The sequence below is a fragment of the Azospirillum sp. UFLA03-27 genome (genome assembly GCF_059803775.1).
In genome coordinates, this window is the sequence record NZ_JAUQTX010000005.1 from 29,559 (window position 1) to 54,798 (window position 25,240).

The 25,240-nt window shown below is 65.2% G+C and carries 22 protein-coding genes and 2 tRNA genes; all 24 read right to left on the minus strand.

Features of this window, described 5'->3' with window-relative positions; translation table 11 throughout:
• Window positions 1-25: 25 nt before the first annotated feature.
• The 24 genes from Q4I23_RS01610 to tig all read right to left on the minus strand — a co-directional run bounded on the left by Q4I23_RS01610 (window position 26) and on the right by tig (window position 25,221).
• A complete protein-coding gene (locus Q4I23_RS01610; protein WP_498525090.1) occupies window positions 26-1,744 on the minus strand; it encodes a ribonuclease J in 1,719 nt (572 codons plus the stop codon).
• On the minus strand, window positions 1,741-2,514 hold the full coding sequence (locus tag Q4I23_RS01615; RefSeq protein WP_454018170.1) for a type III pantothenate kinase: 774 nt from the start codon (window positions 2,512-2,514) through the stop codon (window positions 1,741-1,743). Before Q4I23_RS01615 ends, Q4I23_RS01610 begins: the two co-directional genes overlap by 4 nt.
• 3 nt (window positions 2,515-2,517) lie before the next feature.
• Entirely contained in the window at window positions 2,518-3,315 is a 798-nt protein-coding gene (locus tag Q4I23_RS01620) for a biotin--[acetyl-CoA-carboxylase] ligase (RefSeq protein WP_498525091.1), read from the minus strand.
• On the minus strand, window positions 3,312-4,760 hold the full coding sequence (nuoN, locus tag Q4I23_RS01625) for an NADH-quinone oxidoreductase subunit NuoN (protein ID WP_454018168.1): 1,449 nt from the start codon (window positions 4,758-4,760) through the stop codon (window positions 3,312-3,314). Before nuoN ends, Q4I23_RS01620 begins: the two co-directional genes overlap by 4 nt.
• 10 nt (window positions 4,761-4,770) lie before the next feature.
• Window positions 4,771-6,297: an NADH-quinone oxidoreductase subunit M gene (locus Q4I23_RS01630; protein ID WP_353859098.1), complete on the minus strand. Its 1,527-nt coding sequence runs from the start codon at window positions 6,295-6,297 to the stop codon at window positions 4,771-4,773.
• A gap of 24 nt (window positions 6,298-6,321) precedes the next feature.
• Window positions 6,322-8,424, minus strand: a complete 2,103-nt coding sequence (gene nuoL, locus Q4I23_RS01635) for an NADH-quinone oxidoreductase subunit L (RefSeq protein WP_498525092.1) — start codon at window positions 8,422-8,424, stop codon at window positions 6,322-6,324.
• 9 nt (window positions 8,425-8,433) lie between these two features.
• Entirely contained in the window at window positions 8,434-8,742 is a 309-nt protein-coding gene (gene nuoK / locus Q4I23_RS01640) for an NADH-quinone oxidoreductase subunit NuoK (RefSeq protein ID WP_014240130.1), read from the minus strand.
• Window positions 8,743-8,744: 2 nt separating this feature from the next.
• Window positions 8,745-9,359, minus strand: a complete 615-nt coding sequence (locus tag Q4I23_RS01645; RefSeq protein ID WP_035673018.1) for an NADH-quinone oxidoreductase subunit J — start codon at window positions 9,357-9,359, stop codon at window positions 8,745-8,747.
• A gap of 36 nt (window positions 9,360-9,395) precedes the next feature.
• A complete protein-coding gene (gene nuoI, locus Q4I23_RS01650; protein ID WP_014240128.1) occupies window positions 9,396-9,884 on the minus strand; it encodes an NADH-quinone oxidoreductase subunit NuoI in 489 nt (162 codons plus the stop codon).
• A gap of 94 nt (window positions 9,885-9,978) precedes the next feature.
• Entirely contained in the window at window positions 9,979-10,989 is a 1,011-nt protein-coding gene (gene nuoH, locus Q4I23_RS01655) for an NADH-quinone oxidoreductase subunit NuoH (RefSeq protein ID WP_014240127.1), read from the minus strand.
• Window positions 10,982-13,054 (minus strand): NADH-quinone oxidoreductase subunit NuoG, encoded by a 2,073-nt coding sequence (gene nuoG, locus Q4I23_RS01660; protein ID WP_498525093.1) that lies wholly within the window; start codon window positions 13,052-13,054, stop codon window positions 10,982-10,984. The genes nuoH and nuoG overlap by 8 nt, the downstream gene beginning before the upstream one ends.
• Window positions 13,055-13,069: 15 nt before the next feature.
• Window positions 13,070-14,362, minus strand: a complete 1,293-nt coding sequence (gene nuoF / locus Q4I23_RS01665) for an NADH-quinone oxidoreductase subunit NuoF (RefSeq protein ID WP_014240125.1) — start codon at window positions 14,360-14,362, stop codon at window positions 13,070-13,072.
• Between the two features lie 10 nt (window positions 14,363-14,372).
• Entirely contained in the window at window positions 14,373-14,990 is a 618-nt protein-coding gene (gene nuoE / locus Q4I23_RS01670; protein ID WP_137114334.1) for an NADH-quinone oxidoreductase subunit NuoE, read from the minus strand.
• A complete protein-coding gene (locus Q4I23_RS01675; protein WP_038531004.1) occupies window positions 14,987-16,135 on the minus strand; it encodes an NADH-quinone oxidoreductase subunit D in 1,149 nt (382 codons plus the stop codon). The genes nuoE and Q4I23_RS01675 overlap by 4 nt, the downstream gene beginning before the upstream one ends.
• Window positions 16,136-16,203: 68 nt before the next feature.
• A complete protein-coding gene (locus tag Q4I23_RS01680) occupies window positions 16,204-16,833 on the minus strand; it encodes an NADH-quinone oxidoreductase subunit C (RefSeq protein WP_498525094.1) in 630 nt (209 codons plus the stop codon).
• A gap of 24 nt (window positions 16,834-16,857) precedes the next feature.
• Window positions 16,858-17,400 (minus strand): NuoB/complex I 20 kDa subunit family protein, encoded by a 543-nt coding sequence (locus Q4I23_RS01685; protein WP_014240121.1) that lies wholly within the window; start codon window positions 17,398-17,400, stop codon window positions 16,858-16,860.
• The gene (locus tag Q4I23_RS01690; RefSeq protein WP_014240120.1) at window positions 17,391-17,759 is read right to left on the minus strand and encodes an NADH-quinone oxidoreductase subunit A; all 369 of its coding nucleotides are present in this window, start codon (window positions 17,757-17,759) and stop codon (window positions 17,391-17,393) included. Before Q4I23_RS01690 ends, Q4I23_RS01685 begins: the two co-directional genes overlap by 10 nt.
• Window positions 17,760-18,104: 345 nt before the next feature.
• Window positions 18,105-18,181: transfer RNA gene (locus Q4I23_RS01695), tRNA-Asp, on the minus strand.
• 164 nt (window positions 18,182-18,345) lie between these two features.
• A tRNA-Val gene (locus Q4I23_RS01700) sits at window positions 18,346-18,420 on the minus strand.
• Window positions 18,421-18,526: 106 nt separating this feature from the next.
• A complete protein-coding gene (gene hbs, locus Q4I23_RS01705; protein WP_237903808.1) occupies window positions 18,527-18,799 on the minus strand; it encodes a non-specific DNA-binding protein Hbs in 273 nt (90 codons plus the stop codon).
• 164 nt (window positions 18,800-18,963) lie between these two features.
• On the minus strand, window positions 18,964-21,378 hold the full coding sequence (gene lon, locus Q4I23_RS01710) for an endopeptidase La (RefSeq protein WP_498525095.1): 2,415 nt from the start codon (window positions 21,376-21,378) through the stop codon (window positions 18,964-18,966).
• 285 nt (window positions 21,379-21,663) lie between these two features.
• A complete protein-coding gene (clpX, locus tag Q4I23_RS01715; RefSeq protein WP_145625755.1) occupies window positions 21,664-22,932 on the minus strand; it encodes an ATP-dependent Clp protease ATP-binding subunit ClpX in 1,269 nt (422 codons plus the stop codon).
• Between the two features lie 216 nt (window positions 22,933-23,148).
• On the minus strand, window positions 23,149-23,784 hold the full coding sequence (gene clpP, locus Q4I23_RS01720) for an ATP-dependent Clp endopeptidase proteolytic subunit ClpP (RefSeq protein ID WP_145684838.1): 636 nt from the start codon (window positions 23,782-23,784) through the stop codon (window positions 23,149-23,151).
• Between the two features lie 102 nt (window positions 23,785-23,886).
• Window positions 23,887-25,221, minus strand: a complete 1,335-nt coding sequence (tig, locus tag Q4I23_RS01725; RefSeq protein WP_498525096.1) for a trigger factor — start codon at window positions 25,219-25,221, stop codon at window positions 23,887-23,889.
• Window positions 25,222-25,240 lie beyond the last annotated feature (19 nt).

Sequence of the window (25,240 nt, forward strand, 5' to 3'; positions counted from 1 at the left end):
CCGAAAGGCGTAAAGTCGGAAACGCTTATACACGGACGAGATGCACGTCCGTCACCGGCTTCTTGCCGTGCGTCGCGTTGAAGCAGCGGCGGACGGCGATCCGGGCGGCGGCGCGCACCTGCTCGTCGTCGGAGCGGGCCGATTTCGGCATCTCGGCGACGGCCTCGCGCACCGCGTCCACCACGTCGAGCAGCATGTCGCGGTCCGCCGAGTCGTCCAGCAACCCCATCACCGCGATCTGCGGCGCGGTCACCAACTCGCCCTTGCCGTTCATCACCAGCGTGACGACGGCGGCGCCGTTGTGGACCATCCGGTGGCGCGCCCGCATCAGCCCGGTGTCGAGCGGGATCAGCCGCTTGCCGTCCAGCGCCATGCGGCCGGAGCGGACCTGTGCCACCACCCGCGGCGGCGCGTCGGGCGTCAGCCGGATCAGGTCACCGTTACTGGGGACCAGCGCCTCCGGCACCTGACAGGCGCGGGCCAACTTGGCGTGCTCCAACTGGTGGCGCTGCTCGCCGTGGACCGGCATGGCGATGCGCGGGCGCACCCACTGGTACATGCGGACCAGCTCATCCTGCGCCGGGTGGCCGGACACATGGACCGGCGCCTCGTCGGCGGTGACGATGCGGATGCCCTGCCCGACCAGCAAATTCTGCATGCGGCCGATAGCCCGCTCGTTACCCGGAATCTCGCGGGAGGAAAAGATCACCACGTCGCCGCGCTGGAGCGACACCTGCGGATGGTCGTCCGATGCGATGCGGGCGAGCGCGGAGCGCGGCTCCCCCTGGCTGCCGGTGCAGACCAGCACCAGCTTGTCGCGCGGCACGTAGTTGGCGTCATGCTCGGTCAGAAAGGCCGGCAGGTCGGCGAGGTAGCCGTTGGAGCGGGCCGCCTCGTTGATTCGCCACATCGACCGCCCGACCAGCGCGACGTGGCGCCCGTGCGCCGCCGCCGCGTGGGCGATGCTCTCGAGCCGCGCGACGTTGGTGGCGAAGCAGCTCACCGCGACGCGCACGTCGGGAAACTGCCCGATCAGCTCGGTCAGAGTCTTGCGCACGCTTCCTTCCGACCCGGAACTGCCGGGTACCAGAGCGTTGGTGCTGTCGCCGACCAGCGCCAGCACGCCCTCGTCGCCGATGGCGCGCAGCCGCTCCTCGTCGGCCGCCTCCCCCACCAGCGGTTCGGGGTCGAGCTTCCAGTCGCCGGTGTGCAGCACGGTGCCGGCGGCGGTGCGGATCGCCAGGGCGTTCGGCTCGGGGATCGAATGGGTAACCGTCACATACTCGACGGAGAAGGGGCCGACTTCGATGGTGCTGCCCAGCGCCACCTCGTGAACCGGCACCACCCCGGCCAGCCCGCGCTCGTGCAGCTTGGCGCGCAGCACGGCGGCGGTGAAGGGCGTGCAGTAGACGGGAACGCGGAGCTGCGGCCACAGATACTGGATCGCCCCCAGGTGATCCTCGTGCGCGTGCGTCACCACGATGCCCACGAGGTCATGCCGGCGCTCCGCGATGAAGGCGGGGTCCGGCATGATGACGTCCAACCCCGGCATCGTGTCGTCCGCGAAGGAGATGCCGAGATCCACCATCAACCACTTGCCGCGATGGCCGTAGAGGTTGAGGTTCATGCCGATCTCGCCCGAACCGCCCAGCGGCAGGAAGTAGAGCGCGTCGTCCTCGGGAGCGAACAGGTCGCCGTCTCCCTCGACCGGGTGGACGGAGGGAGCGGAGTCGGGTTGGGTCATTGGGCCGTGTTGCGCTTGTGGATCAGGAGGAGGCCGCGCAGCGTGAGTTCGCCGTCGGTGTGTTCGATTACATGGGTTGCCTTGGCGAAAAGCACACCCAGCCCTCCGGTCGCGACGACCGTCATCGGCTCGCCGTACTCCGCCCGGATGCGGTTGACCAGCCCTTCGATCAGGCCGACGTAACCCCAGAAGACGCCGGACTGCATGCACTCGACGGTGTTGGTTCCGATGACGTGGCCCGGCTGCTGGATCTCGACGCGGGGCAGCTTGCTCGCCGCCATCTGGAGCGCCTCCAGCGACAGGTTCAGACCGGGAGCGATGACGCCGCCGCGGTAGTTGCCGTCGCGGTCAACCACGTCGAAGGTCGTCGCGGTTCCGAAGTCGATGACGATCAGCGGCGTCTGGTAGGTGGCCGCCGCCGCGACCGTGTTGACCAGCCGGTCGGCGCCGACCTCATCCGGCCGATCCACGAGCGCGCGGGTGCCGAGATCGACCTCCGGCTGGCCGACCACCAACGGCTCGCAGCCGAAATGGTCCTTGCACAGACGCTTCAGGTTGAAGGTGGCGCCGGGCACCACACTGGCGATGATGGCGCTGTCGATGTCCGCCGGACCCATGCCCTTCAGCGCCATCAGGTGGGTCAGCCAGACCATGTATTCGTCGGCGGTGCGCTTCTTGTCGGTCGCCGTGCGCCACAGGCCGCGCTGTTGGTCGCCCTCATAGATCGCGAACACCACGTTGGTGTTTCCGGCGTCGATGGCGAGCAGCATCTCTCAGGTCTCCACCGCGGGTGGGAAAAACACGTCTCCGGCGGCGATGCGCTGGCGCCCCGCCCCGTCATCCCGATCAAGCAACAGAACGCCGTCGCTGTCCAGATCGGCGAAGGTGCCGGTCAATGTGCGGTCCGGCAGACGGACGACGATGGGCTCGCCCAGCCCCCGCGCCCGCTTCAGCCAAGCGGCGCGCACCGGGCCGAAGCCTTGCTCCGCCCAGACGCCGTACCAGCGCGCCAATTGCTCCGCATAGATTTCCAGCAGCGCCGCGGGCTGCAGCGCCGCCGGAGCGCCCTCCGCCGCCAGCGATGTGGCCGCGTAGTCCGTTCCGTCGGGAAAATGCCGCAGGTTGATGCCGACGCCGAGCACCAGCCAGGACACCCCTCCCCCGGCAGCAGCCTCCGACTCGAGCAGGATGCCGGACAGCTTGCGGCCATGCACCAGAACGTCGTTCGGCCATTTGCAGCGCACGCCGTCGGGATCGGGAAGGACGGCGGCGGCGGTGTCGGCGATGGCGAGCGCCGCCACGAACGAAATCTGCGCCGCCTCGGCCGGCGGGCGCGAGGGACGCAGAATGGTCGAACTGTAAAGATTGCCTTCCGGCGAGGTCCAGGCCCGGCCGCGACGGCCGCGACCGGAGTCCTGCCGCTTCGCCCAGACGATTGTGCCTTCGGCAGCCCCCGAACGCGCGAAGGCCTTCGCCTCGTCGTTCGTGCTGCCGACGGAGTCGAAGGCCATCACCCGGAAGCCCGGAGGCAAGCGCAAGCGCGCCGCCTCCGCTTCATTGCCTGCCGTCATCCGGCGAACAGCGAGGCCGCCGCCGCCGCCGCGTAGTTCAGGATCGGGGCCGGAACCACGAAGAACAGCAGCGTGAACAGGCCGGTGGCGATCAGGATGCCGGTCATCCCGTCGTCACCGATCTTGTCGAACGCCTCCACCGGCTCATCGAAGTACATGATCTTGATGATGCGCAGGTAGTAGTAGGCGCCCACGACGCTGGTCAGAACGCCGATCACCGCCAGCGTGTAGAGCTGCGCCTCGATGGCGGCGAGGAAGACGTAGAGCTTGCTGAAGAAGCCGGCCATCGGCGGGATGCCCGCCATGGAGAACATGAACACCGCCATCGCGCCCGCCAGCAGCGGGTTGGTGCGCGACAGGCCGGCGAGGTCCTTGATCTCCTCGACCATGCGGCCCTGCTGCTTCATGCACAGGATGACAGCGAAGGTGCCGATGTTCATGACGACGTAGACCGCCATGTAGATCAGTACGCCGCGCACGCCCTCCTGGGTGCCGGACGCGAGTCCGACCAGAGCGTAGCCGACGTGTCCGATGGAGCTGTAGGCCATGAGCCGCTTGATGTTGCTCTGGGTGATCGCCGCGAAGGCGCCGAGCGACATCGAGAGGATCGAGCTGACGATGATGATCTGCTGCCACTGGTGGGCCAGATGACCGAACGGCTCGATCAGCAGGCGGGTGAACAGCGCGATGGCGGCGACCTTCGGGGCGGCGGCGAAGAAGGCCGTGACCGGAGTCGGCGCGCCCTCGTAGACGTCCGGCGTCCACATGTGGAACGGAACGGCGGAAATCTTGAAGGCCAGGCCAGCGGCGACGAAGACCAGACCGATGATGACGCCCACCGACGGATGCGCGCCACCGGCGAACAGGGCGGCGATCTTGTCGAAGGAGGTCGTGCCGGCGAAGCCGTAGACCATCGAGGCGCCGTACAGCAGCATGCCCGACGAGAGCGAGCCGAGCACGAAGTACTTCAGGCCTGCTTCCGACGACTTGGCGCTGTCGCGGCGGAAGGCCGCGATGACGTAGAGCGCGAGGCTCTGCGTCTCCAGCCCGACATAGAGGGAGATGAGGTCGTTGGCCGACACCATCATCAACATGCCGAGCGTGGCGAAGAGCATCAGCACCGGGAACTCGAACCGGGCCATCTTCTCGCGCTCGTTGAAGCCGAGCGCGAGGAGAACGGACAGCGAGGCGGCGACAAGGATCAACACCTTCATGAACACGCCGAAGGCGTCCATCACGAAGAGGCCGTTGAAGGTGACGACCCGGCCGGTGCCGTAGCCCATGGACAATATGGCGGCCAGCAGCAGCGCCACCATCGTCATGTAGCCGATGGGGCGCGTGAAGCCGTCGCCGCGGAACACGCCGATCAGCAGCAGGGCCATGCCGGCGCAGGCGAGGAAGATTTCCGGCAGGGCCGGCCAGATGTCGGGAAACACAGCGGTCATGTCGGAACCTCTAGCGCGCGGCGACGGAGACGTCGGCCCCGCCCTGAGCGGCGGCCAGCTTGGTCTGGTAGGTCTGGATCAGCTGCCCGACCGACGCCGAAGTGACGTTCAGGAAGCTGTTCGGGTAGACGCCCATCCACAGCACCACGGCGATCAGCGGCAGGAAGATGGCAACCTCGCGGGTGTTCAGGTCGAACATCGCGCGGACGTCCGCCTTGACCAGCTTGCCGTACACGACGCGGCGGAACAGCCACAGCGCGTAGGCCGGGCCCAGGATCAGGCCGGTGGCGGCCAGGAAGGCGACCCAGGTGTTGTCGCGGAAGGCGCCGAGCAGGACCAGGAACTCGCCGACGAAACCGGAGGTGCCCGGCAGGCCGACCGAGGCCATGGTCATGAACAGGAAGACCACCGCGTACTTCGGCATGTTCTTCACCAGACCGCCGTAGCGGGCGATCTCGCGGGTGTGCAACCGATCATAGACCACGCCGACGCAGAGGAAGAGCGCGCCCGAGACGATGCCGTGCGACAGCATCGTGAAGATCGAGCCCTCGATGCCCTGCTGGTTCAGCGCGAACATGCCGATGGTGACGAAGCCCATGTGGGCGACGGACGAGTAGGCGATCAGCTTCTTCATGTCCTCCTGCGCCAGGGCGACGAGGGAGGTGTAGATCACCGCGACGATCGACAGGGCGTAGACCATAGGGGCGAAATACTCGGTCGCCTCGGGCAGCATCGGGATGTTGAAGCGCAGGAAGCCGTAGCCGCCCATCTTCAGCAGCACGCCGGCCAGGATGACCGACCCGGCGGTCGGCGCCTCGACGTGGGCGTCGGGGAGCCAGGTGTGCACCGGCCACATCGGCACCTTCACCGCGAAGGACGCGAAGAAGGCCAGCCACAGCCAGAGCTGCATGTTGCGCGGGAAGTGGGTCGCCGTGATCGTCGGGATGTCCGTCGTGCCGGCCGCGAAGTACATGGCCAGGATGGCCAGCAGCATCAGGACCGAGCCGAGCAGCGTGTAGAGGAAGAACTTGAACGCCGCGTAGACGCGCCGCGCGCCGCCCCAGACACCGATGATCAGGAACATCGGGATCAGCACGCCCTCGAAGAACATGTAGAAGAGGACGAAATCCAGCGCGCAGAACATCCCCACCATGAGGGTTTCCAGCACGAGGAAGGCGATCATGTATTCCTTCACCCGGGTCTGCACCGCCTCCCAGGAGGAGAGGATGCAGAGCGGCATCAGGAAGGTCGAGAGGATGACGAACAGCATCGAAATGCCGTCCACACCCATGTGGTAGGAGATCCCGAACTCGGGAATCCATGCCGCCTTCTCCACGAGCTGATAGCCCGGGTTGCGCGGGTCGAAGTTGAACCAGATGAACAGCGACAGGACGAAGGTGATGACCGTCGTCCAGAGCGCGACGTAACGGACGTTCCGAACCACATCCGGCGTGTTGCCCCTGCAGAAGAGCAGGATGAGCGCCACACCGGCCAGCGGCAGGAAGGTCGTGAACGACAGGAGCGGCCAGCTAGCCATTGTTCTTGTTCCCCTTCAAACCGCTCAACCGAACACCGAGAGCCAGGCGACCAGCAGCACCACACCGATCACCATCGCGAAGGCGTAGTGATAGACGTAGCCGGACTGGAGGCGGCTGGCGCGCGCCGCGACGTCGCGGGTGGCGGCGGCGATACCATCCGGACCGACACCGTCGATCACGGCGCCGTCGCCGGATTTCCACAGGCCGTAGCCCAGATACTTGGCCGTGCGCACGAACAGGCGGTCGTACAGCTCGTCGAAGTACCACTTGTTGTACAGGAACTGATGCACGCCACGGAACGTGGTGGCGACCTTCTCCGGCAGGCCCGGGATCGCCATGTACATGATGTAGGCGAGCGCGATGCCGATCAGGCCGACGACCAGCGGAGCCAGCTTGACCCAGCCCGGGGTGTGGTGGTGGGCCGCCTCGATGCTGTTGTTGTCCGCCAGCACCAGGATGGTCTTACCCCAGAAATGCTCCATGCTGTGGCCGATGAACAGCTCGTGGAAGCCGAAGCCGGCGAACAGGGCGCCCACCGCCAGGACGGCCAGCGGGATCAGCATGACGATCGGCGATTCATGGGCGTGGTCGAAGACCGACTTCTCCATCCGCGGCTTGCCGTGGAAGGTCATGAACAGCAGACGCCAGGAGTAGAAGGCGGTCAGCAGGGCGGCGGCGATGCCGAGCGCGAAGGCGAACTTGCCGACCGGGCTGGCCGAGGCGAAGGCCGCCTCCAGGATCATGTCCTTGGAGTAGTAGCCGGCAAAGAACGGCAGACCGGCCAGCGCGAGGTTGCCGATCCACATCACCGCGTAGGTGAAGGGGATCTTCCTCCAGACGCCGCCCATGTTGCGCATGTCCTGCTCATGGTGCAGGGCGTGAATCACCGAACCGGCGCCAAGGAACAGCAGGGCCTTGAAGAAGGCGTGCGTGAACAGGTGGAACATCGCGGCACCGTAGGCGGAGACGCCCGCGGCGAAGAACATGTAGCCGAGCTGGCTCATGGTCGAATAGGCGATGACGCGCTTGATGTCGAACTGGGTGAACCCGATGGTCGCCGCGACGAAGGCCGTCAGGGCGCCGACCACGGCCACGATCTCCAGCGCCGTCGGGGCGTATTCGAAGACCGGGGACAGGCGGCAGACCATGAACACACCGGCGGTCACCATGGTGGCCGCGTGGATGAGCGCCGACACCGGGGTCGGGCCTTCCATGGCGTCCGGCAGCCAGGTGTGCAGGCCGAGCTGGGCCGACTTGCCCATGGCGCCGATGAAGAGCAACAGGCAGGTGACGGTCAGCGCGTCGAAGTTCCAGCTGAGGAAATGCAGCGTCTGGCCGGCCAGCTCCGGCGCCTTGGCGAAGATCGCGTCGAACTGGACGGAGCCCGTCAGCACGAAGATCGCGAAGATGCCAAGCACGAAGCCGAAGTCGCCGACGCGGTTGACCAGGAAGGCCTTGATCGCCGCGTTGTTGGCCGAGGGCTTCTCGTACCAGAAATTGATGAGCAGGTAGGAGGCGAGACCCACGCCTTCCCAGCCGAAGAAGAGCTGCACGAGGTTGTCGGCCGTCACCAGCATGAGCATGGCGAAGGTGAACAGCGACAGATAGCCCATGAAGCGCGGCTTCTGCGGGTCCTCGGCCATGTAGCCGATGGAGTAGAGGTGGACCATCGACGACACGGTGTTGACCACCACCAGCATGACCGCGGTGAGCTGGTCGACGCGCAGCGCCCACGACACGTCCAGGCCACCGCTGCGCATCCAGCTCATCAGCTCGATCGTGCGGGGATGCCCGCCGACGGCGACGTCGAAGAACAGCACCCAGGACAGGACCGCGGAGAGCAGGACGGCACCGGTGGTGACGAACTGCGCGGCGCGGTCGCCCACGGTGGGCGGCCCGGCGACGACATGATGGTCGTCGTGGCCGTCATCGTGATGCTCGTCGTGAGCGTGCGTGTCGTGCGCATGGGCATCATGCGCATGGGCGTCGTGGCCATGACCGTGGTCATGCCCATGATGATCGTGGCCGCCGGCGTGCGCCGGCTCCGCCTTCGGCCCGCCGAACAGGGCGATGGAACCCGCGACGAGGAACGCCAGGAGCGGGAGGAATACGACAAGGACTTCCATGGCGCTGCCTTAGCCCCTCATCAGATTGATGTCTTCGACCCGGATGGATCCGCGGTTGCGGAAGTACACCACCAGGATGGCGAGACCGATGGCCGCCTCGGCGGCGGCGACGGTCAGGATGATCATGGAGAAGACCTGCCCGACCAGATCGTTCAGGAAGACCGAGAACGACACCAGATTCAGGTTCACGGCGAGCAGCATCATCTCGATCGACATCAGGATGATGATGACGTTCTTCCGGTTGAGGAAGATGCCGAGGACGCCGAGCGTGAAGATGATGGCCGAGACCGTCAGATAATGCCCGAGACCGATTTCCATGATCACACGCCCTCCCCGGTCGGCACCTTGCGGATGGCGACCACGTCCTCGCGCCGACGGGCGAGCTGGGAGCCGATGTTCTGCTTCCGGACACCCTCACGCTGACGCAGGGTCAGGACGATGGCGCCGATCATGGCGATCAGCAGCACGATGCCCGACGCCTGGAACAGATAGACGTAGTGGGTGTAGATCAGCTGGCCGAGCTGCTCGGTGTTGGTCGCTCCAGCCATCGCCGCGACCGGAGCCGATGCGGCCTTCTCCGCCGCCGGCGCGATGATCCAGCCGCCGAGCACGGCGGCCAGTTCGGCCAGCAGGATGAGACCGATCAGCCCGCCGATCGGCAGGTACTGGAGCGCGCCCGCCCGCAGCTCGCGGAAGTTGATGTCGAGCATCATCACCACGAACAGGAACAGGACCGCGACCGCGCCCACATAGACGATCACCAGGATCATCGCGATGAACTCGGCCCCGAGCAGCACGCACAGGCCGGCGGCCTGGAAAAAGGCCAGGACCAGATAAAGGACCGAATGAACCGGATTCCGCGCCGAGATGACCATCACACCGGAGGCCACCAGCAGCGCGGCAAAGACGTAGAAGGCGATGCCTTGAACAATCATCGTTATCCCCGTTTCCGCTTACCGCACTGCAACGACTTACCGGTACGGCGCCTCGGCCGCGAGGTTCTGGGCGATTTCCGCTTCCCAGCGGTCGCCGTTCGCCAGCAGCTTCTGCTTGTTGTAGAAAAGCTCTTCACGGTTCTCGGTGGAGAACTCGAAGTTCGGGCCCATCACGATGGCGTCCACCGGGCAAGCCTCCTGGCAATAGCCGCAGTAGATACACTTCGTCATGTCGATGTCGTAGCGCGTGGTGCGGCGGCTGCCGTCCTCACGCGGTTCGGCCTCGATGGTGATGGCCAGGGCCGGACACACCGCCTCGCACAGCTTGCAGGCGATGCAGCGCTCCTCGCCGCCGGGATACCGGCGCAGGACGTGCTCGCCGCGGAAGCGGGGGCTGATGGGGCCCTTTTCGAACGGGTAGTTCAGGGTCACCTTGGGCTTGAACATGTAGCGCAGGGTGAGCCCGAGGCCGCCCAACAGTTCGGTCAGGAACAGGCTGCGCGCCGCACGATCGAGGAACGCCATGGCCTCTTCGTCTCCTTCCTAGCGGGCGCCCCGTTCCGGGTAGCGCCCGCGCTTTCTCTTTGAAACTCGATCCGATGGTCCGTTCAGGCGCCGGTCACTTCGGCAGCCAGCCGAACGTCACCAGCACGCCGGCCGTGAGCACGACCCACAGCAGCGAGAACGGCAGGAATACCTTCCACCCCAGACGCATCAGCTGGTCGTAGCGGTAACGCGGCATGGTCGCACGGACCCACACATAGACGAACAGGCAGAAGGCGATCTTCAGGGCGAACCAGATCGGGCCGGGGATCCAGGTGAAGGGCGCGAACGGCAGCGGCGGCAGCCAGCCTCCCAGGAACAGGATGCTGGTCATCGCGCTCATCAGGATCATGTTGGCGTATTCGCCAAGGAAGAAGAGCGCGAAGGGGGCCGAGCTGTATTCCACCATGAAGCCGGCCACCAGTTCCGACTCGCCTTCCGGCAGGTCGAAGGGGGACCGGTTGGTTTCCGCCAGCGCCGAGATGAAGAAGATGACGAACATCGGCAGCAGCGGGATGGCGAACCAGATCGTCTCCTGCGCCTCGACGATCTTCGTCAGGTTCAGCGAGCCGACGCAGAGCAGGACGGAGATGATGACGAGGCCCATCGAGACCTCGTAGGACACCATCTGCGCCGCCGAGCGCAGCGCGCCGAGGAAGGCGTAGCGCGAGTTCGATGCCCAGCCGGCCATCACGATGCCGTACACGCCCAGCGACGAGATCGCGAACAGGTACAGGATACCGACGTTGATGTCGGCCAGCACCATGCCGTAGTCGAAGGGAATGACCGCCCAGGCGACCAGCGCCAGGAAGAAGGTCAGCATCGGCGCCAGATAAAACACGAAGCGGTTCGCGCCGACCGGCAGGATCTGCTCCTTCGCGAACAGCTTCAGGCCGTCCGCAAAAGGCTGCAGAAGCCCGAACGGGCCGACGATGTTCGGACCCTGGCGGAGCTGCATGGCGCCCATGATCTTACGCTCGGCGTAGGTCATGAAGGCCACGGCGACCAGGAGCGGCACGACGATCGCCAGGATCTTGAGGACGATGATAATCAGCGGCAGCAGGAAGCCGCTCCAGAACTCAGCCATGGGTACCGGTCCTCTCCTGAGCGCTCTCGGCGGGCTTCACGAACGTCTCGGCGCAACGAGCCATGGTCACCGAGGCGCGGCTGATCGGGTCGGTCATGTAGTAGTTCGCGACCGGCGACTGGAGCGGGGCCGCGTCGAGCGCGCCCTCCGCGCCGAACGGCGCCCAGGCGGCCGGCGTGACGGTGCCGACCGCCGCGAAGACCGGGTTGACCTCGGCCAGACGGCGACGGATCTGCGTCAGGCTGTCGTAGGGCAGCTTGTGGCCGAGCTGTTCCGACAGGGCGCGCAGGATCTTCCAGTCCTCCCGCGCCTCGCCGGGCGGGAAGGTGGCGAGACGCGCCTGCTGCGGACGACCCTCGGTGTTGACGTAGAGGGCGTTCTTCTCGGTGTAGGCGGCACCCGGCAGGATGACGTCGGCGCGGTGGGCGCCTTTGTCGCCGTGGTGGCCCTGGTAGACCACGAAGGCGTTGCCGAGCGCGGCGGTGTCGATCTCGTCGGCGCCCAACAGGTACACCACGTCGATCTCACCCTTCCCTGCCCCCTCGACGATGCCGGCGGTGCCGCGACCGCCCTCGCCCGGCAGGAAGCCGATGTCGAGGCCACCGACGCGGGACGCCGCCGTGTGCAGCACGTTGAAGCCGTTCCAGCCGTCCTGAACCACGTTGAAGGTCTCGGCCAGCTTGCGCACTGCAGCTTGAACGGCGGCGCCGTCCTTGCGGCGGAAGGCGCCGGCGCCGAGGATGACCATCGGGTTCTTGGCGCCGTGCAGCACGTCGGCGAAGGCGTGCGTGCCGTCGACGAGCTGCTGCAGGGCGTCGGTGCCCGTGCCGAGATGGCTGTACGGGTAGGTCAGCTCGCGGGCCTCGCCGATCACCGCGACCTTCAGGCCACCCATCATGTAGCGCTTGCGGATGCGGGCGTTGACGATGGTGGCTTCCCAACGCGGGTTGGTGCCGACCAGCAGGATGACGTCCGCCCGCTCGATCCCGGCGATGCCGCTGTTGAACAGGTAGCCCGCGCGGGACGACGTGTCGAACAGGGCGCCGTCCTGGCGGCAGTCGATGTTGGCCGAGCCGAGGCCCGCCATCAGCTCCTTGAGCGCCAGCATGGACTCGGTGTCGGCCAAATCGCCGGCGATGGCGGCGATGCGGTTGCCCGGGACGCCCTTGACCTTGGCGGCGATGGCCTGGAAGGCCTCGGCCCAGGTCGCCGGCTGGAGCTTGCCGTCCTTGCGGACGTAGGGGCGGTCGAGACGCTGGCGCTTCAGCCCGTCATAGGCGAAGCGGGTCTTGTCGGCGATCCACTCCTCGTTGACGTCCTCGTTGACGCGCGGCAGGACGCGCATCACCTCGGGGCCGCGGGTGTCGACGCGGATGTTCGAGCCGACCGCGTCCAGCACGTCAACCGTCTCGGTCTTGCGCAACTCCCACGGACGGGCCGTGAAGGCGTAGGGCTTGGACAGCAGAGCGCCCACCGGACAGACGTCGGCGAGGTTGCCCGACAGCTCCGACCCGATGGCCTTCTCGACGAAGGTGGTGATCTCCATGTGCTCGCCGCGGTTCACCGCGCCGAGGTCGGGAACGCCGGCGATCTCGTTCACGAAGCGGATGCAGCGCGTGCAGTGGATGCAGCGCGTCATCTCGGTCCGGATCAGCGGCCCCATGTACTTGTCCTGGACGGCGCGCTTGTTCTCGCCGTAGCGGCCACGGTCGAAACCGTAGGCCATCGCCTGGTCCTGGAGATCGCACTCGCCGCCCTGATCGCAGATCGGACAGTCCAGCGGGTGGTTGATCAGCAGGAATTCCATGACGCCCTTACGGGCCTTGTGCACGAGCTCGGTGTTGGTCTTGACGACCATCCCGTCGCCGCAGGGCATGGCGCAGGCGGCCACCGGCTTCGGCGCGCGCTCCATCTCCACGAGGCACATGCGGCAGTTCGCCGGCACGCTCAGACGCTCGTGGTAGCAGAAGCGCGGGATCTCGATGCCCAGCTGTTCGCAGGCCTGCAGGATCGAGGTGCCCGGCTCGACTTCGATCTCGATCCCGTCGATGGTGAGTTTCGGCATTGGAAACCGGGCTCCTTACTCGGCCGCCAAGGACTTGGCGGCGTTGCGGTAGTCGAGGATGCGGCGCTCGACCTCCGGCCGGAAATGCCGGAACAGGCCCTGGATCGGCCAGGCCGCGGCATCGCCGAGCGCGCAGATGGTGTGCCCCTCGATCTGCTTGGTGACCTCCAGCAGCATGTCGATTTCCTCGACGCGCGCGTTGCCGGTCACCATGCGCTGCATGATGCGGTTCATCCAACCGGTGCCCTCGCGGCACGGCGTGCACTGGCCGCAGCTCTCATGGGCGTAGAATTGGGACAGGCGGGCGATGGCCTTCACCACGTCGGTGGACTTGTCCATCACGATCACCGCCGCGGTGCCCAGGCCCGAGCGCACATCGCGCAGGCTGTCGAAGTCCATCAGGACCGTGTCGCAGATCGACTTCGGCAGCAGCGGCACCGACGAACCGCCGGGGATGATCGCCAGCAGGTTGTCCCACCCGCCGCGCACGCCGCCGGCGTGCTTCTCGATCAGCTCCTTCAGCGGGATGCCCATCTCCTCTTCCACGTTGCACGGCTTGTTGACGTGCCCGGAGATGCAGAAGAGCTTGGTGCCGGTGTTCTTCGGACGGCCGAGACCAGCGAACCACGCGGCGCCGCGGCGCAGGATGGTCGGAACCACCGCGATGGATTCGACGTTGTTCACCGTGGTCGGGCAGGAATAGAGACCGGCCTGGGCGGGGAACGGCGGCTTGTTGCGCGGCTGGCCTTTCTTGCCCTCGATGGACTCGATGAGCGCGGTTTCCTCGCCGCAGATATACGCGCCCGCGCCGCGGTGGATGTAGATGTCGTAATCGTAGCCGGTGCCGCAGGCGTTCTTGCCGATCAGCCCCGCCTCGTACGCCTCGTCGATGGCGCGCTGGACGTTGGAGCCCTCGTTGTAGAACTCGCCGCGAATGTAGATGTAGCAGGCGGACGCGCCGATGGCGAAACCGGCGATCAGGCAGCCCTCGATCAGCTTGTGCGGATCGTGGCGCAGGATGTCGCGGTCCTTGCAGGTGCCCGGCTCGCCCTCGTCGGCGTTGATGACGAGGTAGACCGGCTTGTCCGTGACGTTCTTCGGCATGAAGGACCACTTCATGCCCGTCGAGAAACCGGCGCCGCCGCGCCCGCGCAGGCCGGACTCCTTGACCTGCTCGATGATCCATTCCTTGCCCTGGGCGATCAGGGCCTTGGTGTTGTCCCAGTCACCACGCTTCCGGGCGGCGTCCAGGCCGAAGCTCTGGTAGCCGTACAGGTTGGTGAAAATGCGGTCCTCGTCGCGAAGCATCGCATCCCCCTCAATCGGCCGTGGTGGTGAAGGCCTTCAGAGTCGTCGGGCCGCCCACCGGTTCGGAGGACTGCCGGCCGATCTGCGAGCCGTGCTTGGGGATCTCGCCGCCCTTGAGAGCGTCGATGATCGTTTCCATGTGTTCCGGGCTGACGTCTTCATAGTAGTCGTCGCCGATCTGGACCACCGGCGCGTTGACGCAGGCGCCCGAGCACTCGACCTCGCGCAGCGTGAACTGGCCGTCCGCGGTGGTCTCGCCGACACCGATACCCAGCTTGCGCTCGCAGGTGTGCACGATGTCGTCCGACCCGCGCAGCCAGCACGGCGTGGTCGTGCAGACCTGGATGACGTGCTTACCGACCGGGGTCTTGTTGTACATCGTGTAGAAGGTCGCGACCTCGTACACGCGGATGCGCGGCATGCCGAGCAGGTCGGCGACGGCGTCCATGGCGACGCGCGGCAGCCAGCCGTCGCTCTGGCGCTGGGCCAGATCGAGCAGCGGCATGCAGGCGCTGGCCTGCTTGCCCGCCGGGTACTTCGCGATGATGGCTTTCGCCCGTTCCAGATTTTCCGGATTGAAGGCGAAGGAGGCCGGCTCCTTGGCCGGGTCGTGAGCCGGGGCGCTCATCGGTCAATTTCTCCGAACACGATGTCCATGGACGCGATGTTGGCCACCGCGTCGGCCAGCATGTGGCCCTTCGACATGAAGTCGAGGCCCTGCAGGTGGGCGAAGCCCGGCGCGCGGATCTTGCACCGGTACGGCTTGTTCGTGCCGTCCGACACCAGATACACGCCGAACTCGCCCTTCGGCGCCTCGATGGCGGTGTAGGTTTCGCCCGCCGGGACGTGGAAGCCCTCGGTGAAGAGCTTGAAGTGATGGATCAGCGCTTCCATCGACCGCTTCATCTCGCCACGCGGCGGCGGGGAGACCTTGCGCTCCTCCGCGCGCACCGGGCCGTCGGGAAGCTCCTTCAGGCACTGGCGGATCATGCGGTTGGACTGGCGCATCTCCTCCATGCGGACGAGGTAGCGCGCCCAGCAATCGCCGGTCAGGCCGACCGGCACGTCGAAGTCCATGCGGTCGTAGACTTCGTAGGGCTGCGACTTGCGCAGGTCCCAGGCGACGCCCGAGCCGCGCAGCATCGGGCCGGTGAAGCCCCAGTTGAACGCCTCTTCCTTGGTGACGACGCCGATGTCGACGGTCCGCTGCTTGAAAATGCGATTGTTCGTCAGCAGATTGTCAATGTCGTCAACAAACTTCGGGAAGCGCTCCGTGAACTCCCAGATGTCGTCGGTCAGGCCAGCGGGCAAATCCCAGGCGACGCCGCCGGGACGGAAGTAGTTCGCATGCAAGCGCGCACCGCACACACGCTCGTAGAACTCCATGAGGATCTCGCGTTCCTCGAAGCCCCACAGCGCCGGCGTGATCGCGCCGACGTCGAGCGCGCCGGTGGTGATCGACAGGATGTGGTTCAGGATTCGCGTGATCTCGGAGAAGAGAACGCGGATGTACTGGGCGCGCAGCGGCGCCTTGATCTGCAGCAGGTTCTCGATGCCGAGCACATAGGCGTGCTCCATGCACATCGGGCTGACGTAATCGAGGCGGTCGAAATACGGAACGGCCTGCAGGTAGGTCTTGTACTCGATCAGCTTCTCGGTGCCGCGGTGCAGCAGGCCGATGTGCGGGTCGCAGCGCTCGACGACTTCGCCGTTCAGCTCCATCACCAGACGCAACACGCCGTGGGCCGCAGGGTGCTGCGGCCCGAAGTTCATGGTGTAGGGCTTGATCTGGGTCTTGCCGCCGGACTGGCCGGCGGAGGGGTGTGCGGACGTGGCGATGGTCACGGCTTGCTCCCGGTGTCAGGGGCCTGGGCCTTCTCGTCGCCGGGCAGCATCACGTTCGTCATGCCTTCCCAGGGCGACAGGAAGTCGAAGCTGCGGAAATCCTGCGTCAGGCGGACGGGCTCGTAGACGACGCGCTTCTGGTCCTCGTCGTAGCGGCACTCGACATAGCCCGTCATCGGGAAGTCTTTGCGCAACGGGTGACCTTCGAAACCGTAGTCGGTCAGGATGCGGCGCAGATCCGGATGGTCGGAGAAGAAGATCCCGAACATGTCCCAGGTTTCACGCTCGAACCAGCCGGCCGCGCTGTACACCGGCACGGCGGAGGCCACCGGGGTATCCTCGTCGGTGGTGACCTTCACGCGGAGGCGCCGATTGTGCTTGTAGCTCAAAAGGATGTAGACGACCTCGAAGCGTTCCTCCCGCTCCGGCCAATCCACAGCGGTGACGTCGAGCAGCTGCTCGAACGAGCAGGTCGGATCGTCGCGCAGGAAGGTCAGCGACTTGATGAGCGAGGGCCGGCGGACGGTCACCATCAGCTCGCCAAGCTTCAGCTCGACCTTCAGGACGTCATCGCCGAGCGTCGCGGCGATATGGTCCCCAAGTTCCTTCAACGCCTGTTCGGACATGGCCAGGACCTGCCTTTTTCTTATTCAGCGAGCGATGCGGTTGCCGCGCCGGATCTTCTTCTGGAGTTGCAGAATGCCGTAGACCAGCGCTTCCGCGGTCGGAGGACAGCCCGGCACGTAAATATCGACCGGAACGATCCGGTCGCAGCCGCGCACCACCGAGTAGGAATAGTGATAGTAGCCGCCGCCGTTGGCGCAGGAGCCCATCGAGATCACCCAGCGCGGTTCCGGCATCTGGTCATAGACCTTGCGCAGCGCGGGGGCCATCTTGTTGGTCAGCGTGCCGGCCACGATCATGCAGTCGGACTGGCGCGGGCTGGGGCGCGGAATGACGCCGAAACGGTCCAGGTCGTACCGGCTCATGTAGGCGTGGATCATCTCCACCGCGCAGCAGGCCAGACCGAAGGTCATCGGCCACAGGGAACCGGTGCGGGCCCAGGCGAGCACGTCCTCGTACTTCGCCGTGATGAAACCCTTTTCCTGGATCTCCTCGGTGACCGCGCGGAGATAGGCGTCCTGTTCCGGTCCGGGCGGAATCGGCGCCAGCTTGGCAGCCTCTACTCCCATTCCAGAGCTCCTTTCTTCCACTCATAGATGAAGCCGATGGTCAGAATCCCAAGGAACACGATCATCGACCAGAAACCGAAGAGGCCGATGTCCCCGAGCGCCACGGCCCACGGAAACAGGAAGGCGACCTCAAGGTCGAAGATGATGAACAGGATGGAGACCAGGTAAAACCGCACGTCGAACTTCGTGCGGGCATCCTCGAACGGCTCGAAGCCGCACTCGTAGGGGGAGAGCTTCTCCGAATCCGGATTCTTCGGGCTGATGACGTAAGACGCGCCAACCATCACCACGGCCAGCGCGATACCGATCAGCAGGAACACCAGGATCGGAAGGTACTCAATGATCAGCGGGTTGGTCACCGCGGTCCTCCCATAAGCCCACGCCACGATCGCCGGTACGGCCGGTAATCGGCCGACGCGCGGTGTCGTGGCTGGAATGCCTTGGATTAGCCCATCAGACGGGGCGGAATATATGACGAGAGCGTGATCAAGGAAAGCGCTTTGAATCGCTTTCGGCCAACGAATCCACTCTGCGGAAATGAGCGGATGTCCTTGGTATTACCAAACTTTTTAAATGACCCTTCTCTCTATCCGGCTTATCGGATATGCGGGTCGAGCTAATCGGATATGGGGACCGTGAGCCTGCCGGTAAAGCCGTGAAGGCTTCGTTTTCTTTGCAAAAAAAGAGAATGAAAAGGGAAGGAATGGCGCGAGTGACGGGACTTGAACCCGCGGCCTCCGGCGTGACAGGCCGGCGCTCTAACCAACTGAGCTACACCCGCGCAACGCGGCGATATGAAATGCGCAAAAACAGGCGTCCATGTCATAGGATCGCAGCGCAGTTTCCGGGGCCACGCCCCGTCGCCGATGGGCGGTTTCTAGCCGCCCGACGCATGACCTGTCAATCACGAATTTGAAAAGGACGTGCTGGAAGGATCGGGCGCGATGGTGGGCGATGAGGGTTTCGAACCCCCGACCCTCTCGGTGTAAACGAGATGCTCTACCGCTGAGCTAATCGCCCGCGCCGCGTCGTTGACCGGATTGGCGCTCCAGACAACGCAAAGCCGGCCAGCCTGTGCTGACCGGCGCGCACTATGCCCGGAATGCCCTATCCGTTCAAGACGTCATCACTTCAACCCGTCCTTCAAGGTCTTACCCGGCTTGAACTTCGGCTGTTTCGACGCGGGAATGGCAATCTTCTCGCCCGTGCGCGGGTTGCGGCCCTCGCCGGCCGCGCGTTCGGAAACCGCGAAGGTGCCGAAACCGACCAGTCGAACCTCCTCCCCGTTCTTGAGCGAGTCGGCGATGCCGTCGAAAACAGCGTCGACCGCCTTGGTCGCGTCGGTTTTCGACAAACCCACGGCATCGGCGACGTGCGCCACCAGATCATTCTTGTTCACTTACTTCCCCCCATTTCAGTCCGGCAAAGAAAGTGGAAGCAAAGCCACCCAATGACTTCACGCTTTCAAACGATAAACGCGACATCGCCCGCCCGTCAATTGCAGACGGGCGGGCGATGCGAAGCTTGGTAGGCCTTTAAGGGCGCTTTAAACGCGGAGCATGATCAATGACGCAGCACCTCGCCGCCGCCGTCGGGCTGCGGCTTGGCGACCGCCGGTTCGACCGCCTCCGGTTCCTTCCACTCGATTGGCTCGAGTTCCCGAACCAGGGCGTTCTTCAGGACATCGTCGACCGTGCTGACCGGGATGATTTCCAGGCCGCGCTTCACGTTGTCCGGAATTTCGGCGAGATCCTTCTCGTTGTCCTTCGGGATCAGCACATGCTTGAGGCCGCCGCGCAGAGCGGCCAGCAGCTTCTCCTTCAGGCCGCCGATGGGCAGCACCCGGCCGCGCAGGGTGATCTCGCCGGTCATCGCCACGTCCTTGCGGACCGCGATGCCGGTCAGGACCGAGACGATCGAGGTGATCATCGCCACACCCGCCGACGGACCGTCCTTCGGGGTGGCGCCTTCGGGCACGTGGACGTGGATGTCCCGCTTCTCGAAGAGCGTCGGCTTGATGCCGAAGGCGGTGGCCCGCGACTTGACGTAGCTTTCCGCCGCTTGGACCGACTCCTTCATGACGTCGCCGAGCTTGCCGGTGGTGGTCACCCGCCCCTTGCCGGGAAGGCTGACCGCCTCGATCGACAGCAGTTCGCCGCCGACTTCCGTCCAGGCCAGGCCGGTGGTGACGCCCACCAGATCCTCAAGCTCCGCCTCACCGAAGTGGAAGCGGCGAACGCCGGCATACTTGTCCAGGTTCCGGCGGGTGACCGAGACCTTGGCGCCGGCGGCCCCCTTCATCAGGATCTCCTTCACGGCCTTGCGGCAGAGGTTGGCGATCTCGCGCTCCAGGCTACGGACACCGGCCTCCCGCGTGTAATAGCGGATCAGGTCGCGCAGCGCGTCGTCGGAGATGGCAAACTCGCCCTTCTTCAGACCGTTGGCCTCCACCTGCTTCTCGATCAGGTGGCGCTTGGAAATCTCGACTTTTTCGTCCTCGGTGTAGCCGGCAACGCGGATGATCTCCATACGGTCCAGCAGCGGCTGCGGCATGCGCATCGTGTTGGCCGTGCAGACGAACATCACGTCCGAGAGGTCGTAGTCGACCTCAAGGTAATGGTCGTTGAAGGTGCCGTTCTGCTCGGGATCGAGGACCTCCAGCAGGGCCGACGACGGATCGCCGCGCCAATCGGCACCGAGCTTGTCGATCTCGTCCAGCAGGAACAGCGGGTTGGACGACTTTGCCTTCTTCATGCCCTGGATGACCTTGCCGGGCATCGAGCCGATGTAAGTGCGCCGGTGACCACGGACCTCGGCCTCGTCCCGCACGCCGCCGAGCGACATGCGCACGAAGTTGCGCCCCGTGGACTTGGCGATCGACTTGCCCAGCGAGGTCTTGCCAACGCCGGGGGGGCCGACGAGGCAAAGGATCGGCCCCTTCACCTTGTTCATGCGGTTCTGGACCGCGAGATACTCGAGGATGCGTTCCTTGACCTTCTCCAGGCCGTAATGGTCGGCGTCGAGGATCTTCTGCGCGAGCTTCAGGTCCTTCTTCACCTTGGTACGCTTCTTCCACGGAATGGAGAGCATCCAGTCCAGGTAGTTGCGCACCACCGTCGCCTCGGCCGACATCGGGCTCATGGAGCGCAGCTTCTTCAGCTCGGCCAGGGCTTTGTCGCGGGCTTCCTTGGAGAAGCGGGTCTTGTTGATCTTCTCTTCCAGCTCGGCCGACTCGTCGCGGCCGTCCTCGGTCTCACCGAGTTCCTTCTGGATCGCCTTGAGCTGTTCGTTGAGGTAGTACTCGCGCTGAGTCTTCTCCATCTGCCGCTTGACGCGGTTGCGGATGCGCTTTTCGACCTGCAGGACGCCGATCTCGCCTTCCATGAAGGCATACACCCGCTCCAGACGCTCCGACACCGTGGCGCATTCCAGGAGCTGCTGCTTCTCCGGAATCTTCAGCGCGAGGTGGGAGGCGACGGTGTCCGCCAGCTTCCCCGGCTCCTCGATCTGGTTGATCGAGACCAGAACCTCCGGCGGGATCTTCTTGTTCAGCTTGATGTACTGCTCGAATTGCGAGACGACCGCGCGTCCCAGCGCCTCAAGCTCCTGGCTTTCCCCGACCTTTTCCTCGACGAGGTCGGCGTGGGCCTGGAAGAAATCCTCGTTCTCGGCGAACTTGGTGATGGACGCGCGCTGGCCGCCCTCCACGAGCACCTTCACCGTTCCGTCGGGCAGCTTCAACAGCTGCAACACGGTCCCAACGGTGCCGACGCTGTAGATATCGGCCGGCGTCGGATCGTCCTGCGCGGCATTCTTCTGGGTGACGAGAAGGATCTGTTTGTCGTCCTTCATCACGTCTTCCAGGGCGCGCACGGATTTCTCACGGCCGACGAAAAGAGGCACGATCATGTGGGGGAAAACCACGATGTCGCGGAGCGGCAGGACCGGATAGAGGGCACCACGAGGGATTTCGAACATTGATTGGGCCTCTTTCATTGGGACGCCGTCAGCCCGGGATGGGCCTGGGAAGAGCCCCGCCTCGGGGGATGAGCACAGGGATCGAAAACCGGCACTTTTTCTAACGTGGCACAGCCATAGCCCCCCTTCAAGGGCCAGAACCCCAATTCCGTATGGCGGTGCGACATGCCGGTCCGACCGCTCCGCGGCCCGGCTGGTGCCCTCGATGCCTGCAAAAGCTGGAAACGACAAAGGGCGCCCAAAGGCGCCCTTCCCCGTATCCGATACTGATCGGCCGTGACGAACTCAGGCACCCGGTGCCTGCTGCTCCCCGCGGCGCTCGGCGTGGACGTAAAGCGGCTTGGCGCGCCCTTCGACCACTTCCTTATTGACCAGGATGCTTTCCACCCCCGACAGGCCCGGCAGATCGAACATCGGATCGAGCAGAATCGACTCCATGATCGAACGCAGGCCACGGGCGCCGGTCTTCCGCTGGATCGCCTTATGGGAGATGGTGCGCAGGGCGTCGTCGGAGAATTCCAGACGGACGTCCTCCATCTCGAAGAGGCGCTGGTACTGCTTGACCAGGGCGTTCTTCGGCTTGGTGAGGATCTCGACCAGAGCCGCTTCGTCCAGGTCGGACAGGGTTGCGACCACCGGCAGACGGCCGATGAACTCGGGGATCAGGCCGAATTTCAGCAGATCCTCGGGCTCGACCTCACGCAGGATATCGCCGGTCGAACGCTCGTCCGGACCACGGACGTCGGCGCCGAAGCCGATCGAGGTGCCCTTGCCGCGCTGCGCGATGATCTTGTCCAGACCGGCGAAGGCGCCGCCGCAGATGAACAGGATGTTGCTGGTGTCGACCTGCAGGAACTCCTGCTGCGGGTGCTTGCGGCCACCCTGCGGAGGCACGGAAGCGACGGTGCCTTCCATGATCTTCAGCAGGGCCTGCTGCACGCCCTCGCCCGACACGTCGCGCGTGATCGACGGGTTGTCGGACTTGCGGCTGATCTTGTCGACCTCGTCGATGTAGACGATGCCGCGCTGCGCCCGCTCGACGTTGTAGTCGGCGGCCTGGAGCAGCTTGAGGATGATGTTCTCGACGTCCTCACCGACATAGCCCGCCTCGGTCAGGGTCGTGGCGTCGGCCATCGTGAAGGGAACGTCGATGATCCGGGCGAGCGTCTGGGCGAGCAGCGTCTTGCCGCAGCCCGTGGGGCCGACCAGCAGGATGTTGGACTTCGCCAGTTCGACGTCGTTGTGCTTCGTGCCGTGCGCCAACCGCTTGTAGTGGTTGTGCACCGCAACAGAAAGGACCCGTTTCGCGTGATGCTGGCCGATCACGTAATCGTCCAGTACCGCATGGATGTCGCGCGGGGTCGGCACGCCGTCGCGGGACTTCACGAGGGTCGTCTTGTTCTCCTCGCGAATGATGTCCATGCACAGCTCGACGCATTCATCGCAGATGAACACCGTCGGACCGGCAATCAGCTTGCGGACCTCGTGCTGGCTCTTGCCGCAAAAGGAGCAGTAGAGCGTATTCTTCGAATCGCCGCTGCTGGACTTGCTCATCGGTACTCCGTCATCTCGCGGGGGACTGATCCGTATAACCTGTCAACCGCCTGCGGCGTCCCCCGACGCCGGTCCTTTCAAAGGTTGTCACGGGGAAGGCCCGCGACAAGGTTAACGCATCCGCTCACTCATCCTTCGAACCCGATCCATCGGACCGGTTCCCCATCATTCAACAACAGGGAACCGGCGCAATCAATCATTAGTTCGTGCGTGCCCTCAGGCGGCGCTGCCGTCGCCGACCGAGCCGGGGCGCTTTTCCACGACCTCGTCGATCAGGCCGAACGCCTTGGCTTCCTCAGGAGACATGAACTTGTCGCGCTCCATGGCCGCCTCGATGGTGTCGAGCGATTGGCCGGTGTGCTTGACGTAGATGTCGTTGAGGCGCGAGCGCAGCTTCAGGATCTCCTGGGCCTGGATCTCGATGTCCGAGGCCTGGCCCTGGGCGCCGCCCGACGGCTGGTGGATCATGATCCGGCTGTTCGGCAGCGAGAAGCGCTTGCCCGGCGCGCCGGCGGCGAGCAGAAGCGAACCCATCGAGGCCGCCTGCCCCATGCACACCGTCGACACCTGCGGACGAATGTACTGCATGGTGTCGTAGATGGCGAGACCGGCCGAGACGTAGCCGCCCGGCGAATTGATGTAGAGCGCGATGTCCTTGCTCGGGTTCTCCGATTCCAGGAACAGCAGCTGCGAGCAGATCAGGCTGGCGACGGCGTCGTTCACGCCACCGATCAAGAAGATGATCCGTTCCTTCAGCAGGCGCGAGTAAATATCGTACGCTCGTTCGCCCCGGTTGGTCTGCTCGATGACCATCGGGACCAGAGCATTCATCTTCGGTTCGAAGTCGTACATGGTGGTCTTCCCTGCTCCCGCAGCTCGGTTAGTCGTCTGAGCAGTCTACATATAGGAATGGAAAGGGGCGACCGGTAGGCCGCCCCTCAACCTTTCTGACGATCAGGCCGCCTCGGCCTCCTCGTCGGGGTCCTTCATCAGCTCTTCGGCGGACACCGGCTTCTCGCTCACCTTGGCCTGGTCCAGGATGTAGTCGACGACCTTGTCCTCGAAGATCGGGGCGCGGAGGTTTTCCAGCGCTTCCCGGTTCTGCTTGAAGAACTCGAACACCTGACGCTCCTGGCCGGGGAAGCGGCGGGCTTCCGCAATCAGGGCGCGGTTGATCTCGTCCTGGGTCACCTGGATGTCATTGCGGCGGCCGATTTCCGACAGCAGCAGGCCCAGGCGCACGCGGCGCTCGGCGATGCCACGGTACTCGGTCTTCAGCTCTTCTTCCGGCTTGCCGGCGTCCTCACCGGCGGTGCCGTTCTTCAGCTCCTGCTGAAGGCGCTGCCAGATGCCCTCGAACTCGACGTCCACCATGCCCGGCGGGACTTCGAAGGAGTGCGCCTCGGCCAGCTTGTCGAGGAGCTGGCGCTTGACGCGCAGGCGCGACACGTTGGCGTACTCGCCCTTGATGCGGTCGCCGACGGCCTCGCGCAGCTTCTCCAGGCTCTCCATGCCGAACTCCTTGGCGAGGTCGTCGTTGACCTCGGCCGGGACGTTCTTGCGGAGCTCCTTGACGTCCACCTCGAACACGGTGTCCGCACCCTTCAGGCGGTCGTGCGGGTAGTCGGCCGGGAAGGTGACCTTCACCGTGCGGTGCTCACCGGCCTTGGCGCCGATCAGCTGTTCCTCGAAGCCCGGAACGAACTGGTTGGCGCCCAGCTCCAGCGGGTAGTCCTTGCCATCCATGCCCGGCAGGGCCTCGCCATCGACCGAACCGGCGAAGTCGATCACGGCGATATCGCCCTTCTCGGCCGCGCGGTCCTCGGTGACCGGGGCCTGCACCGAATGGGCGGAGGCCAGACGGGTCAGCGCCTCGTCGACGGCCGAATCCTCGACCGTGGCGACCGGCTTCTCAAGCTCCAGGCCGCTGAGATCGCCCGGCTCGATGTCCGGCAGAAGCTCGACGCCCATGGTGTAGGACAGGTCGCCGCCGTCCTCGTACTTCTCGACGTTGATCTTCGGCTGCATGGCGATGCGCAGGCCGCGCTCGCTCAGCGCCTGGCGCGAGCTGTCGGCGATCGCATCCTCCAGAGCCTCGGCCAGCACGCTGCCGCCGTAGCGCTGCTTGATCACGGCAACCGGCACCTTGCCCGGACGGAAGCCGGGGAGCTGCACCGTCCGGCGCAGCTCTTCGAGCCGGCCCTGCACCTTCTGTTCGATATCCTGGGCGGAAATGACGACCTTGTACTCGCGCTTCAGGCCGTCGGCGCTGGTCTCGGTGATGTTCATCGGAACGAAAGCCTATCTC

Bases quoted from the DNA above. Each gene is read 5' to 3' on its own strand.
- tig (WP_498525096.1), bottom strand. From the start codon at position 25,221: ATGAACATCACCGAGACCAGCGCCGACGGCCTGAAGCGCGAGTACAAG.
- nuoF (WP_014240125.1), bottom strand. From the start codon at position 14,362: ATGCTTCGCGACGAGGACCGCATTTTCACCAACCTGTACGGCTACCAG.
- Q4I23_RS01685 (WP_014240121.1), bottom strand. From the start codon at position 17,400: ATGGGAGTAGAGGCTGCCAAGCTGGCGCCGATTCCGCCCGGACCGGAA.
- nuoL (WP_498525092.1), bottom strand. From the start codon at position 8,424: ATGGAAGTCCTTGTCGTATTCCTCCCGCTCCTGGCGTTCCTCGTCGCG.
- Q4I23_RS01630 (WP_353859098.1), bottom strand. From the start codon at position 6,297: ATGGCTAGCTGGCCGCTCCTGTCGTTCACGACCTTCCTGCCGCTGGCC.
- Q4I23_RS01610 (WP_498525090.1), bottom strand. From the start codon at position 1,744: ATGACCCAACCCGACTCCGCTCCCTCCGTCCACCCGGTCGAGGGAGAC.
- nuoK (WP_014240130.1), bottom strand. From the start codon at position 8,742: ATGGAAATCGGTCTCGGGCATTATCTGACGGTCTCGGCCATCATCTTC.
- Q4I23_RS01620 (WP_498525091.1), bottom strand. From the start codon at position 3,315: ATGACGGCAGGCAATGAAGCGGAGGCGGCGCGCTTGCGCTTGCCTCCG.
- Q4I23_RS01615 (WP_454018170.1), bottom strand. From the start codon at position 2,514: ATGCTGCTCGCCATCGACGCCGGAAACACCAACGTGGTGTTCGCGATC.
- clpX (WP_145625755.1), bottom strand. From the start codon at position 22,932: ATGAGCAAGTCCAGCAGCGGCGATTCGAAGAATACGCTCTACTGCTCC.
- Q4I23_RS01675 (WP_038531004.1), bottom strand. From the start codon at position 16,135: ATGAACTTCGGGCCGCAGCACCCTGCGGCCCACGGCGTGTTGCGTCTG.
- Q4I23_RS01645 (WP_035673018.1), bottom strand. From the start codon at position 9,359: ATGATTGTTCAAGGCATCGCCTTCTACGTCTTTGCCGCGCTGCTGGTG.
- nuoH (WP_014240127.1), bottom strand. From the start codon at position 10,989: ATGGCTGAGTTCTGGAGCGGCTTCCTGCTGCCGCTGATTATCATCGTC.
- nuoE (WP_137114334.1), bottom strand. From the start codon at position 14,990: ATGAGCGCCCCGGCTCACGACCCGGCCAAGGAGCCGGCCTCCTTCGCC.
- lon (WP_498525095.1), bottom strand. From the start codon at position 21,378: ATGTTCGAAATCCCTCGTGGTGCCCTCTATCCGGTCCTGCCGCTCCGC.
- nuoG (WP_498525093.1), bottom strand. From the start codon at position 13,054: ATGCCGAAACTCACCATCGACGGGATCGAGATCGAAGTCGAGCCGGGC.
- Q4I23_RS01680 (WP_498525094.1), bottom strand. From the start codon at position 16,833: ATGTCCGAACAGGCGTTGAAGGAACTTGGGGACCATATCGCCGCGACG.
- nuoI (WP_014240128.1), bottom strand. From the start codon at position 9,884: ATGGCGTTCCTCGATCGTGCGGCGCGCAGCCTGTTCCTGACCGAACTG.
- clpP (WP_145684838.1), bottom strand. From the start codon at position 23,784: ATGTACGACTTCGAACCGAAGATGAATGCTCTGGTCCCGATGGTCATC.
- nuoN (WP_454018168.1), bottom strand. From the start codon at position 4,760: ATGACCGCTGTGTTTCCCGACATCTGGCCGGCCCTGCCGGAAATCTTC.